11 protein-coding genes are annotated in these 12,211 nt (G+C 70.4%); 3 read left to right on the forward strand and 8 right to left on the reverse strand.

The genetic code is table 11. The features are described from left to right. The first annotated feature begins 171 nt into the window (after nt 1-171). The gene (locus tag E3T61_RS15345) at nt 172-2,415 is read left to right on the forward strand and encodes a HelD family protein (RefSeq protein ID WP_134641687.1); all 2,244 of its coding nucleotides are present in this window, start codon (nt 172-174) and stop codon (nt 2,413-2,415) included. A gap of 29 nt (nt 2,416-2,444) precedes the next feature. Here E3T61_RS15345 and E3T61_RS15350 read toward each other — a convergent pair whose 3' ends face one another. The 4 genes from E3T61_RS15350 to E3T61_RS15365 are packed head-to-tail and all read right to left on the reverse strand — an operon-like array spanning nt 2,445 to nt 4,933. Then, nucleotides 2,445-3,062 (reverse strand): TetR/AcrR family transcriptional regulator, encoded by a 618-nt coding sequence (locus E3T61_RS15350; RefSeq protein ID WP_134641688.1) that lies wholly within the window; start codon nt 3,060-3,062, stop codon nt 2,445-2,447. 3 nt (nt 3,063-3,065) lie between these two features. Next, nucleotides 3,066-3,545, reverse strand: coding sequence for a DoxX family protein (locus E3T61_RS15355; RefSeq protein WP_134641689.1), 480 nt, complete (start codon nt 3,543-3,545; stop codon nt 3,066-3,068). A 53-nt stretch (nt 3,546-3,598) separates the two neighbouring features. After that, a complete protein-coding gene (locus E3T61_RS15360; RefSeq protein WP_134641690.1) occupies nt 3,599-3,916 on the reverse strand; it encodes a hypothetical protein in 318 nt (105 codons plus the stop codon). A gap of 54 nt (nt 3,917-3,970) precedes the next feature. Next, on the reverse strand, nt 3,971-4,933 hold the full coding sequence (locus E3T61_RS15365; RefSeq protein WP_174777033.1) for a 1-phosphofructokinase family hexose kinase: 963 nt from the start codon (nt 4,931-4,933) through the stop codon (nt 3,971-3,973). A 355-nt stretch (nt 4,934-5,288) separates the two neighbouring features. Here E3T61_RS15365 and E3T61_RS15370 point away from each other — a divergent pair, with 355 nt between their 5' ends. Continuing rightward, nucleotides 5,289-6,065, forward strand: coding sequence for an NAD(P)H-hydrate epimerase (locus E3T61_RS15370; RefSeq protein ID WP_241992604.1), 777 nt, complete (start codon nt 5,289-5,291; stop codon nt 6,063-6,065). 41 nt (nt 6,066-6,106) lie between these two features. On the opposite strand, the gene E3T61_RS15375 is transcribed toward E3T61_RS15370, so the two are convergent. Together E3T61_RS15375 and E3T61_RS15380 are read right to left on the reverse strand one after the other, a co-directional pair. Further along, complete coding sequence (locus tag E3T61_RS15375) at nt 6,107-8,686, reverse strand: cation-translocating P-type ATPase (RefSeq protein WP_134641691.1); 2,580 nt, start codon at nt 8,684-8,686, stop codon at nt 6,107-6,109. A gap of 43 nt (nt 8,687-8,729) precedes the next feature. Continuing rightward, nucleotides 8,730-9,638: a 3-methyladenine DNA glycosylase gene (locus tag E3T61_RS15380; protein WP_134641692.1), complete on the reverse strand. Its 909-nt coding sequence runs from the start codon at nt 9,636-9,638 to the stop codon at nt 8,730-8,732. Nucleotides 9,639-9,807: 169 nt separating this feature from the next. Here E3T61_RS15380 and E3T61_RS15385 point away from each other — a divergent pair, with 169 nt between their 5' ends. Next, on the forward strand, nt 9,808-10,569 hold the full coding sequence (locus tag E3T61_RS15385) for an SDR family NAD(P)-dependent oxidoreductase (RefSeq protein ID WP_134641693.1): 762 nt from the start codon (nt 9,808-9,810) through the stop codon (nt 10,567-10,569). A gap of 87 nt (nt 10,570-10,656) precedes the next feature. Here the strand turns inward: E3T61_RS15385 and E3T61_RS15390 are convergent, their stop codons facing one another. Further along, nucleotides 10,657-11,679, reverse strand: coding sequence for a glutathione S-transferase family protein (locus E3T61_RS15390; protein WP_134641694.1), 1,023 nt, complete (start codon nt 11,677-11,679; stop codon nt 10,657-10,659). Nucleotides 11,680-11,750: 71 nt separating this feature from the next. Beyond that, nucleotides 11,751-12,047, reverse strand: coding sequence for a hypothetical protein (locus E3T61_RS15395; RefSeq protein WP_134641695.1), 297 nt, complete (start codon nt 12,045-12,047; stop codon nt 11,751-11,753). Between the last annotated feature and the right edge of the window lie 164 nt (nt 12,048-12,211).

Raw genomic sequence — 12,211 nt, forward strand, 5'->3', positions numbered from 1 at the left:
GCTCTTTCCGCGACTAGTTACGGAATCCGGTGCTCCAAATGTAGGGAGCTTCTATGCCGGTCACATTTCGGCCGCGTGACAGGCTCGGTCTCCGCCCTCTCCCGATCGGGGGACGAAACCCGGCCGCGCCACCAGCGGCTAAACTGGTCGTTTGATTTGAGGGGTGTTTGAGTGGTTGATCAGGAGCTCGCGCGCGAACAGGACTATGTCGCCACGCTGTACGCGCGCCTCGACGCTTTACAGCGGGAGGCCGAGGCGCAGCTGAAGGCCGTGCGGATGCTCGACGTCGGCGGAAACCACCAGTCCAGGTCCGAGCGCGACACCTTCGCCCGCACCTACGAGGACCGTATCGTGCAGCTGCGTGAGGTCGACGACCGCCTGGCGTTCGGCCGGCTGGAGACCGCCCCCGAAGACGACGACGACAGCCCGGTCTACAGGTACATCGGGCGGGTGGGCCTCCGCGACGAGAACCTGCAGCCGATCCTGCTGGACTGGCGGGTGCCGCAGGCCAGCGCCTTCTACCAGGCCACCGCGGCGACGCCCCTCGGCGCCCGCTCCCGCAGGCACCTGCTCTCCAGCGGTCGCCGCATCATCCGCATCGAAGACGAGATCCTGGATGCCGCACTGCTGGACGGCGACACCGCCAACCTGCACCAGGGCGAGGGGGCGCTGCTCTCCGCGTTGACCGCCCAGCGCACCGGACACATGAGCGACATCGTCTCGACCATCCAGGCCGAACAGGACCGCATCATCCGCTCGGAGCTGAACGGGGTGCTTGTCGTTCAGGGCGGCCCCGGCACGGGCAAGACCGCCGTTGCGCTGCACCGCGCGGCCTACCTGCTCTACACGCACCGCGACCGCCTGCAGAACTCCGGCGTGCTCATCGTCGGCCCGTCCACCTCGTTCCTTCAGTACATCGAGGCCGTGCTGCCGTCGTTGGGCGAAACCGGGGTGGTGCTCGCGTCGGTGGGCCAGCTGTTCCCCGGCGTCGAGGCCAGCCACGAGGATGCGCCGGCCGCGGCAGCGCTGAAGGGCCAGACCTTCATGGCCGACCTCATCGCCCGGGCCGTGAAGAGCCGGCAGAAGGTGCCCGCCACCAGCCAGAAGCTCCTGGTGAACGGCGACACCCTCGTACTCAAGCCCCAGCTGATCGAGTCCGCCATCCACCGCGCCCGCTCCGGCGGAAAGCCGCACAACGAGGCCCGCGTGGTCTTCGTCAAGCACGCACTCAACTCCCTGGCCAGGGAGTGGCTCGAGCAGCTCAAGAGGCAGGGCCGGTCGATGGACGACACCGACCTGCCGATGCTGCGCGAAGACCTGCGCCTGGCCGACGACGTGCGGGTGGCACTGAACACGGCGTGGTTGCCGCTCACCCCGCAGAAACTCGTGCAGGACCTCTATGCCAGGCCGCAGTGGCTCGAAGAACTCACCCCGCGCTGGCGGGCCGCCCAGCGCGCGCTGCTCTACCGGGCCCGCGACGCCGAGTTCACCATCGCCGACATCCCGCTGCTCGACGAGGCCGCCGAGCACCTCGGCGAGTACAGCGCCGTCGACGCTGCGCAGAAGCGCGAGGCCAAGGAACAGCGCAAGCGCGACGTAGAGAACGCCGAGCTGGCCATCAAGAACATGGACGTGAAGGGGCTCGTGAACGCGAAGGCTCTCGCCGACAACTTCGCCGAACTCGGCGACCGGGCCACCACCGCCGAACGCGCAGCCCTGGACCGCAGCTGGACCTATGGGCATGTGATCGTCGACGAGGCTCAGGAGCTCTCACCGATGCAGTGGCGGCTGCTGATGCGCCGCGGCCCGCGCCGCTCGTTCACCATCGTGGGCGACATCGCCCAGGCCGCCGCGGCCGCGGCCGCCGACAGCTGGCGAGAAGCCCTTGCACCCGTGCTCGAGGCCTCGTTCGAGGCCGACCGGTGGCGCCTCGAGGAACTCACGGTGAACTACCGCACCCCCAGCCAGATCGCCGAGGCCGCGGAGAAGATGGCCGTGGCGCACGGCCTGCCGATCACGGCGTCCCGCACGGTGCGCGCCAGCGACTGGCCGGTCGAGCTGCTCACGGATGCGCTCGACGCGGTGCGCCGCGAACGCGCGCTGGGTGTGGGCGGCACCGTGGCGGTGATTGTGGTGGAGGAGCGTATCGACGCCCTCGCCGCGACTCTCGGCGCCGAATTCGGCGATGTCGTCGGCCGGGGGGCGCTCGGCCTGTTGCGGGAGGTGGCCCTGCTCACCCCGCAGGACTCCAAGGGCCTGGAGTTCGACGCCGTGATCGTCGTCGACCCCGCCGCCATCGTGGCGGCATCCGAGCGCGGCGCCGGTGCGCTCTACGTGGCCATGACCCGCGCCACTCAGCGGCTCTACCTGGTCAGCGCGGGTCCGCTGCCCGCCGGCCTGACCGACCTGCCCTAGCGGCGGCTCGGTCTGGCAACTCGAGCGGCCTATGGCCTCTCGGCGGGGCGGGGCCGCAGGGCCAAGACCGTCGCGAGCAGCGCATCCGGGTAGACGGAGGCCGGATTGCGGATGGCCTGGATGGAGGCGCCGTGGATGAGCGCCACGACCGTCGAAGCGAGATCGTCGCCCGAGACACCGCCCACGCCGGTGCTTGCGCCCGAGACGCCGCCCGGGCCGGCCACCTCCTGGCAGACCGGCAGGAATGCCTCCAGATAGCGGCCGAAGGAGGCCTCGATGCGGGTGCGGAACAGATCGTCGGGGCGGGAGAAATAGAACGCGAAGAGAAGTTCGACGCCCGCGTGGTACTCGACCAGGCGGTCGAGCTCGACCCGGATCATCCGCTCGAGGCGGTCCCACGGGGCCAGTGCCGACAGCGACGGGTGTGTGAGCGCATCGAGAGTGCCGTTCAGCAGCACATCGAGCAGGGCCTGGAGCAGGCCGTCCTTGGACTGGAAGTGGAAGAACACCAGGCCGGGGGAGATGCCGGCCGCGGTGGCGACGCGGCGCGCGGTGACGGCATCCAGACCCTCGGTGAGGGCGATCCGGTAGGCGGCGGCCAGGATGGCGTCGGCGCGTTCCTGCTCGGGCAGCTTCGGTCCGCCCATGGGTCAGTCCGTCGGCCCGGTGGGGCCGGAGCGGTTCCGGTCGCGCTGGTCGGCACGGTACTCACGGAACGCCTTCCACGCGCCGGTGGACCAGAGTGCCCAGAGCACCAGGACGGGCTGGAAGAGCAGTCGGATGCTGCGGTCGAGGTCGGTGTCCAGCCCGAAGGAGTCGGTGTGGGTGACCAGCTGAGAGATATTGCCGGGGAAGATCGCCACGAAGAACAGTGCCACCACCACGCCGACCTGCACGCGGTACCGGCCGAGCGCGAGCAACGCCGCGCCGAGGACCATCTCCACGACGCCTGACGCGACGACCACAAAATCACCCTCGAGGGGCAACCAGGTTGGCACCTGGGCGAGGAACGCCTCACGGTTCACGGCGAGGTGGCTGATGCCGGCCAGGAGCAGGAACGCGCCGAGCACCAGGCGGAAGATGGTGCGGAGGACTGTGCTGCGGGTTGTCTGTGGAGCCAGGAGGGTCATGCCTTCCACCCTACATTGATCACCGGGTCAATAGGCCGGGCCGGTAGGTCGGGTCAGGGCACGGAGGCCGCGACGAGTGCGGCCACTTCGGCGTCGGTCCGGGCCTCGAACACTCCCCACATCATGTGGGTCGGACCGCTGCCGTCGCTGCCCGCTCTGGCGGGCCGGCTGATCCAGCGGTTGGCCGAGGCCGCGGCGCCCAACGCGGCGAGGGAGGGGGCAACGGTCAGCTTGCGCAGGGTGCCCGCGACCACGCTGCCATCGCTGCCCAGCCGCCAGCCGCGACTGTGGGCCAGGACCTGACCCACCTCCTCATCGGTCAACCAGCGGGAAAAGCTCCGATCAGGCGGGTCGATCTTGATCAGCTTCATGAGGTCAACTGTAATCTCGACGTCCGGTTACGGGGCGGCCCTGGTGTGCCGGGTTCACACCGGCAGCAGGGCGAGTTCGGCCTCCAGTCGCTCGACGTCGATCCGATGGCAGAGCTCGGTGGCCGGGGTCATGGCCGTGGCGCTGCCCGCGGCCACGGCGGCGCGGAAGGCCGCCTGCGCGTCGTGGCCCTGCGCGATGCGAAGCACGAAGGCGCCGAGGAAACTGTCCCCGGCGCCGACGGTGCTCTGCACCTGCACTTGGGGGACCGGCAGCCGGATGACGCCGGCCGCCGAGGCGAGAACGGCGCCCTCGCCGCCCAGGGTGAGGGCCACGAACTCGGCGGAGCCGCGCTCCACGAGGGTGCTCGCCGCATGGATCTGGCTCTCCGCGGTGTCGAGTTGTGCGCCCACCAGTTCGCCGAGTTCGCGTCCGCTGGGCTTGACCAGGAAGACTCCTTCGGCCAGGGCCGCCGCCAGGGCCGGACCGGACGCATCCACGATGCAGCGCGCGTTGTGCTCGCGGGCCAGTCTGGCCACCCGGGCGTAGAAGTCGTCGGGCGCGCCCGGCGGCAGGCTGCCGCTGGCCACGACGTACCCGTCGTGCGGGATCGATGCCGCGACCCTGTCGAGGCAGGCCCGCCACTCGGCCTCGGTGGCCTCTGGGCCCTGCAATACGAAGCGGAACTGTTTGCCGGTGGACGTCTCGTCGACGGTGAAGCTCTCTCGCGTGCTGCCCGCGATGGGCACGACCACGGTGGGGATGCCCTCGGCTTCGATGAGCTTGCGGTAGGCCTCGCCGGTCGGCCCGCCGGCGGCATAGATGGCCAGGGTCTGGCCGCCGAGACGCTGGATGACGCGGGAGACGTTGACGCCCCCGCCACCCGGGTCCAGCCTGGAAAGTCCGCAGCGCATCTTGTGCTCACCGACCACGTTTTCCGTCGAGGTGCTGACGTCGAGGGCGGGGTTGATGGTGAGTGTGAGTATCGGTCGCACCGGTGTCGACCTGGAAGCATCCATGACCCCAGCGTAGGACTGCGCGCGGAGTGGCGGCGCCGGATGCGGCCGTGCCGCAGCCCGCACGAGCCGGGATCAGCTCCGGGAGAACAGTCGGGCGAAGAATCCGCCGGACAAGGGCTCTTTCGGGTGGCCGGCGCAGCGATCGTTGCGGGACACGCCTCGCATGACCTGGTCGACGTGCTGACCGCAGCCGGCCCAGGTGGTTTTTCCGCAGGTCCTGCAGGTCACGGCTCGGCACATGGGGTCTCCTTCGAGGTAAGTGGAGTTCCCCACAATACCCCATGGGGTATACCCGGGGCTGACCGGACGCTGATGGCGCAGCGTCGAGTGGCCCCGCGCGGCGTAGGGTGGCGGCGTGCAGAACCCACCGGACCAGGACCCACCGGACCAGAACCCACCGGACCAGCACCCACCGGACCGGCCCGGCCCGCAGACCTACACGGCTGCCCAGGTGCGCGAGGCCGAGGCGCCGTTCCTCGACCGGGGGGTACCGCTCATGGCCAGGGCGGCCGGGGCTGTGGCGACCGCGGCGGCCACGCTCCTCACCGCGCGCCGCGGCGCCGCTGGGGGAGTACGGGGTGCGCGGGTGCTGGTCCTGGCCGGTTCGGGCAACAACGGTGCTGATGCCCTGTTCGCCGCGAGGCTGTTGGCCGACCAGGGTGCCGCCCTGTGCATCCTGCCCACCAGCGACCGTCTGCACCGCGAGGCGCTCGAGGCCGCCCTCGCGCCGGGCGCCGACCTGCGCCCCGTCGACGAGCTGCCCGAGGTCGTCACCGGACTCGCCCGGGCGGCCGACTTGATCCTCGACGGCATCCTGGGCACCGGAACGACCGGCAACCCCGCCTTGCGCGGGGCGGCGCGCGGCACCGTGGCGGCGATCCTGCCCGCCCTCTCCGGCGAGCACCCGCCCCTGGTCGTGGCCGTCGACCTGCCCAGCGGCATCGGTGTGGATGACGGTTGTGTGCCCGATCCGACCGTTCTGCGGGCCGACCTCACCGTCACCTTCGGCGGCTGCAAGGCCGGGCTGATGCGGCGCCCGGCGGCCGACTTCGCCGGGCGGGTGGTCGTGGCCGACATCGGCATCGGCGACGAGCTCGAACGCATCCGGCGCCGCGACCTTGCCTCGGCCTGACGGACGCGTGTGAACGCTCGCGCATCCGGGCAGCGGGCCGACTAGGCGCTGAGCAGGCCCGACCGCGCGCGGCGACGACGGGTGCCGCGCAGCTGCTTGAGCGCGGCATCTGCCAGCACCAGCAGTAGGGCGGCCAGCAGCGGGAACACCCAGGCGGCCGGCGGCGGCCAGTCCCCGCCGAGCAGTGCGCTGACGAACGGGATACCGAGGAAGCCGACCAGGAGCGCCACCTCGGCGGCCACGGCAGCCAGGAGCGCGCGGTTGCCGCCGAACCGCAACCGCCAGACCGGCACCGTCTCGCTGCGACAGACGAAGGCATTGGCCATCTGTGCCACGGCGATGGTGGCGAACGCCGTTCCCGACGCGGCCGCGAGCAGCCCGGGCCCGGCCGTTTCGCCCCACGACCAGCCGCCGGCCAGGAGCACCGCGGCGAAGCCCGCGAGCGACACCACGGCCTCGACGGGGCCGAGCAGGCCGAACGCCCGCCCGAGCAGCGCCCGGTCGACGAGATTGCGGGTGCGCGCCGCACCCTGCATCACCCGTTTGCTGGGTGGCTCCACTCCGAGCGCGATCGCCGGCAGCAGGTCCGTGCCGATGTCGAGGGCGAGAACCTGCAGCACCCCGATCGCCAACGGGAACTGGCCGCCGGTGAGCGCCCACACGGCGAACGGAGCCAGCTCGGCCACATTGTCGGTGAGGTGGTAGGTGAGAAACCGGCGGGCGTTCGCAAACGTCGCCCTACCAAGGCGGATGGCGGCCACGATGGTGCCGAAATGGTCGTCTAGCAGCACCAGGTCGGCGGCCTCCCTGGCCACGTCGCTGCCGCTGAGGCCCATGGCCACCCCCACATCGGCCTCACGCAACGCCGGGGCGTCGTTGACCCCGTCGCCGGTCATGGCGACGACGTGGCCGCGGGCCTGCAGGACGTGGGTGATCCGCAGCTTGTCCGCTGGCGTCACCCTGGCCACCACGGCGCCGTCCGGGTGGTCGAGCAGAGCACCGAGTTCGGCATCGGAGTCCGGCAGCCCGGGTCCGAGCACCGTCCCATCCGGCCCCAGCAGTCCCACCTGACGGGCGATGGCCGCGGCTGTGTTCGGGTGGTCGCCCGTGACCATGATCACCCGGATCTCGGCCTCGCGGCAGGCCACCAGGGCCTCGTGCACGTCCGGGCGCGGGGGGTCTTCGAGGCCGAGGAGGCCCCACAGCACCAGCCCGGACTCGTCGGCTCCCGTCAGGGGCTTGGCTGCGGAACCGGTGGGGTACTCCCGACCGGCCACCGCCATGACCCGTTGGCCGGCCGCGGTCATCCGGGCCAGTTCACGATGGGCGGACTCCGGCACGTCCAGGCAGCGCGTGAAGACGCTCTCCGGCGCGCCCAGCGTGCTCAGCCGGCCGGCGATCAGGGCCGAGCTCATCATCCGTTCGGCTGTGTAGGGCAGCCGGCGCACCACCTGGTGCAGGTCCTCGGTCCAGCCGCTTCGGTGGGCCAGCGCCGTGAGGGCAGCGTCCAGCGGGCCGCCCTCCGGGCGCCACTGGTCGTCACGCAGCACGGCGCGGCCGGTGACGCAGTTCACGGCCGCCGTCGCCACCGCGCCCAACAGGGCGGTCGCCTCCGCTGGCCCGGTGATGGTGGCGGTGGGGCCGTAGCCCGAACCCTCGACGCCGACCACGCCGCGGGGAGTCCACACCTCCACCACTGACATCTGGTTCTGGGTGAGGGTGCCGGTCTTGTCGGTGCAGATGAATGTGGTGGCTCCAAGCGTCTCGACGGCGTCCAGGCGCCGCACCAGGGCCTGATTGTTCGCCATCGTCTGGGCCCCGCGGGCCAGCGACAGCGTCACAGTGGGCAGCAGCCCCTCCGGTACCAGGGCCACGGCCACGCCAACGCCGAACAGGAACGCCTCGGCCGGTCGCAGCCCGATGCCGAGGCCCGCCAGACCCAGGCCGACGCCCGTGGCCACGGCGATAACGGCGACGACGCGCACCACGCGGTTCAGCTGCTGGGTCAGGGGGCTGGTCGGCCGGATCGCCGATCGGGCCAGAGTGTTGATGGCGGCGAGGGTGGTCTGGCCTCCGGTGGCGGTGACCTCGGCCTCGGCGTCGCCCTGCACCACGAAGGTGCCGGCGCGCAGGAGCTGCCCGGACTCGTGCGGCACGGCCTCGCTCTCCCCGGTCACCATGGATTCGTCCACAGTGAGGGCGTGGGCATCCCGCAGCACCATGTCGGCCGCGATGCGGTCGCCCAGGCGCAGGAGTACGACATCGCCCCGCACCAGCTCGGCGGCATCAACAATGCGCTGCAGGCCGTCCCGGCGCACCCGGGTCTCGGTGGGGAGCAGGTCACGCAGCCGTTCCGCCGAACGGTCCGCGCGATGCTCCTGCCAGAACGCAAAGAGGGCATTGAGCACGATCACCACGACAATCGCGATGGCCAGGGCCGGCGTGCCCGCCAGCAGCGCGAGCGCGGCCGCGGTCCACAGCAGCAGGGCGAGCAGATGGGTGAACTGGCGAACCAGCGCCCGGAGCGCCGACGGACGCGCCAGACGAGGCAGTACGTTCGCTCCGTCGGTCGCGAGCCGACGGGCGGCCTCCGCCGAGCTGAGCCCGAGCGGGCGCTCCATCGGCACTCCTTCCCTCGGCTCGTTCTGCGGGCTACCGGGGAAACTACACCCCGGCCGAGGAATCCGACGAAAGGTCGACCGCGGCGATCACCCGGGTCCGCAGGGTGTTGCTCCGCTCGGTGAACCCGCGCTGACGTCGCACGTATTCGGCCTTGCCCGCCGGGGTTTCGATTGCGACGGGGCGGTATCCCCAGGCGGTGAGATCGTACGGGGATGCCTGCATGTCGAGTTCCCGGATGTCGCGGGCGAGGTCGAAGCAGTCCAGCAGGAGCTCGCCGGGTACCAGCGGGCCCAGCTTGATCGCCCATTTGTAGACGTCCATGCCCGCGTGCAGGCAGCCGGGTTGCTCGAGCTGCGGCTGGTTCTCCCGGCTGGGCAGCACGGGAAGGGCCTGCGCCGAGTTGAGGTCGACGGCGGCGGGGGTGAAGAAGCGGAACGCGTCGAAGTGCGTGCAGGCGATCCGGTGGGTCTCCACGACGCTGTCGGTGTCGTCCTGGCTGAGCCGGAGCGGGGATCCGTGGCGATGTACCCCCTGTCGGTAGACCATGGCCCACTCGTGCAGGCCGAAGCAGCCGAAGTTGCCGGCCCGCTCCGCGGTGCGTCCCAGCAGGCTCACGATGAAGCGGATGCTCCGCGAATTCTTCAGGGCGAACGCGGCGTGATCCACGATCACGTCGTCCCCGTCCACGCGGTACCACTTCCAGGCGGCGCGCTCGTCGGCGGCCGCGCCCTGCAGCAGGATGTTCGCCCCCGGGTGCCATCGTCGCAACAGCCCCGGACGGAACGGGTAGTAGGTGAACAGGAAGTCCTCGACCGGATGGGTGTTCTCGGTGCCGGCGCGTTCGCGGCGTCCCCGCGTCGCGGCGTCGGCACGATCCTGGTGGCGGCGCTCCAGTTCACGCCAGTCCTCGGCAGCGAGCACGGTGGGCTCGGTCGGGGCGGAGGTTGGCACCCTACGAGGGTACTCGCGGCACGCCGGTGCCGCCCAGCCGGGTGGAGCCGGTCGCGCTACGGCCGGATCAGCCGTAGAGTAGTCACTAGGCGGAACAGTGTTCCGCCGGGCAGAACATTGTGTGATCGGCCCGATCCGTCCCATCCGCCAGACCCAGAGGAGCACCACCATGACCGCGAACCCCTTCGACCTCACCGGCAAGGTGGCCATCGTGACGGGTGCCAGCAGTGGCATCGGGCTCGCCATGGCGGAGGGGCTGGCCGCGGCCGGCGCCGACATCGTGGGCGTGAGCGTCAACATGCCCATGACCGGCAGCGAGGTCTCCCAGCGGGTCGAAGCCCTGGGCCGCAGCTTCACCCCGTACGACACCGACTACGCCGACCGCGCCGCGATCACCGCCCTCGGTACCGAACTGGCCGCCCTGAACGCCGACATCCTGATCAACAACGCCGGCACCATCCGCCGGGCGCCTGCCGCCGTGCACTCCGACGAATTCTGGGACGAGGTGATCGCCGTGAACCTGTCGTCACAGTTCGTTCTGAGCCGCGCCGTCGGCGCCAATATGGTCGCCCGCGGCCACGGCAAGATCATCTTCACCGCTTCCCTGCTGAGCTTCCAGGGCGGCGTGAACGTGCCCGGCTACACCGCATCCAAGTCGGCCATCGTCGGCCTGGCGAAGGCGCTGGCAAACGAATGGGCCGTCTCCGGCGTCAACGTGAACGCCATCGCACCCGGCTACATCGCCACGGCGAACACCAAGGACCTGAGGGCGGACGGCGAGCGGTCCAAGGCCATCCTCGACCGCATCCCGGCCGGCCGTTGGGGCGAGGCGTCCGACCTGGTCGGCGCCGCGGTGTTCCTCTCCAGCAGCGCCTCCGACTACGTCAACGGCATCACCCTGCCGGTCGACGGCGGTTGGCTCGCCCGCTAACCAGCATTCAGGTGCGCAAAATCCCCCCTTCGTTGTCGAAACGACGGGGGGATTTTGCGCAACTGAAGCGCTGAAACTTCCGGCAGCCTAGATCGCGGGCACGCGCTCGCTCTCGAGCGGCGCCTCCGGCGGGGTGCCGTCGCCGAACGGCCGGCCGCCCAATGACTCACGGCCGTGCGCGGTGAGCCAGACCGAGGCATCCGGGCCCTTCGGCACGATGCCGGTGGGGTTGATGTCGACGTGCGTCACGTAGTAGTGCTTCTTGATCTGGTCGAAGTCGATGGTGTCGCCGAAGCCCGGCGTCTGGAACAGGTCCCTGGCATAGGCCCAGAGCACCGGCATCTCGCTGAGCTTGTTGCGGTTGCATTTGAAGTGGCCGTGGTAGACCGCGTCGAACCGCGCGAGGGTGGTGAACAGGCGGATGTCGGCCTCGGTGATGGTGTCGCCGACGAGGTAACGCTGGTTCGCCAGGCGCTCCTCCAGCCAGTCCAGCCGGGCGAACAGGGTGTCGTAGGCCCGCTCGTAGGACTTCTGGCTGCCGGCGAAGCCGCACTTGTAGACGCCGTTGTTGACGTCGTGGAAGATCAGCTCGGCGACCTCGTCGATCTCCCTGCGCAGGGCCACCGGGTACAGGTCGGGGGCGCCGGGCCGGTGGTAGTCCACCCACTCGGTCTCGAAGTCCAGGGTGATCTGGGGATAGTTGTTGGTCACCAGCTTGCCGGTGGGCACATCCACGATCGCCGGCACCGTGATGCCGCGCGGGTAGTCCGGAAAGCGGGCGAAGTACGCATCCTGGATGCGTTCGATGCCCAGCACCGGGTCGACCCCGTTCGGGTCGAGGTCGAAGGTCCAGCTGTTCTTGTCGTGGGTGGGGCCGGGCAGGCCGAGGGAGATGACCCGCTCCAGACCGAGCAGCCGGCGCACGATGGCGGTGCGGTTCGCCCAGGGACAGGCACGAGCGGCCACCAGTCGGTAGCGACCGGGTTCCACGGGCCAGCCGTCTCGGCCGTCGCGGGTGATGCGGTCTTCGATGTAGTTCGTGTCGCGATCGAAGTCCTTGCCGGGCTCCACGTAGCTGGGTCGTAGCGTGCTGGGGGTCGAATTAATCATGGCACCACGCTACGGGAAAAACCCGTGCGTACGCATGGAGTTATCCGTCGTGCAGGGCTCAATCGCGGAGTTCAGTCGTGCAGGTGGTGCAGCGGCCACGCCGTAGCGCCGGAGAGCAGCTCGAGCAAGGACTGCGCCGCTGTGCGGGCCTCTGCCTCGCCGCGCGGATCGTGCACGTCGATGGCGAGGGGCGGGGCTTCCCCGAACTTGGGGATGTCCACCTCGACCCGGCCGCCGTGCGGCAGTGCGACAAAGGCCGAGGCGGTGTGCGCGCCTTGCACCGACGCATCCAGGGCCGCGGCGATGATGCCGAGCGCCTCCGGTTTGGTGGCGTGGATATCGGCGACGATGGTGGCGACGTGGTCCATGGTTGTCCTTCGACGGTGGGGCGGTTGACCGTCAGCGTAGTCCAAACCGGAGCGCCGGCCCCGCAGCCATGGTGCTCAGCGAGGACGCCGCCCGCGCCCGGACTCCGGGGATGGAACGGTACGCTCACCGAACGACCTGTCGGCCGTTCTGGGGGTACAACGCA

It is taken from the genome of Cryobacterium lactosi, from assembly GCF_004403945.1.
GTDB lineage: Bacteria > Actinomycetota > Actinomycetes > Actinomycetales > Microbacteriaceae > Cryobacterium > Cryobacterium lactosi.

Bases quoted from the DNA above. Each gene is read 5' to 3' on its own strand.
- E3T61_RS15355 (WP_134641689.1), bottom strand. From the start codon at position 3,545: ATGACCCTCCTGGCTCCACAGACAACCCGCAGCACAGTCCTCCGCACC.
- E3T61_RS15390 (WP_134641694.1), bottom strand. From the start codon at position 11,679: ATGATTAATTCGACCCCCAGCACGCTACGACCCAGCTACGTGGAGCCC.
- E3T61_RS15395 (WP_134641695.1), bottom strand. From the start codon at position 12,047: ATGGACCACGTCGCCACCATCGTCGCCGATATCCACGCCACCAAACCG.
- E3T61_RS15385 (WP_134641693.1), top strand. From the start codon at position 9,808: ATGACCGCGAACCCCTTCGACCTCACCGGCAAGGTGGCCATCGTGACG.
- E3T61_RS15350 (WP_134641688.1), bottom strand. From the start codon at position 3,062: ATGGGCGGACCGAAGCTGCCCGAGCAGGAACGCGCCGACGCCATCCTG.
- E3T61_RS15360 (WP_134641690.1), bottom strand. From the start codon at position 3,916: ATGAAGCTGATCAAGATCGACCCGCCTGATCGGAGCTTTTCCCGCTGG.
- E3T61_RS15365 (WP_174777033.1), bottom strand. From the start codon at position 4,933: ATGGATGCTTCCAGGTCGACACCGGTGCGACCGATACTCACACTCACC.
- E3T61_RS15375 (WP_134641691.1), bottom strand. From the start codon at position 8,686: ATGGAGCGCCCGCTCGGGCTCAGCTCGGCGGAGGCCGCCCGTCGGCTC.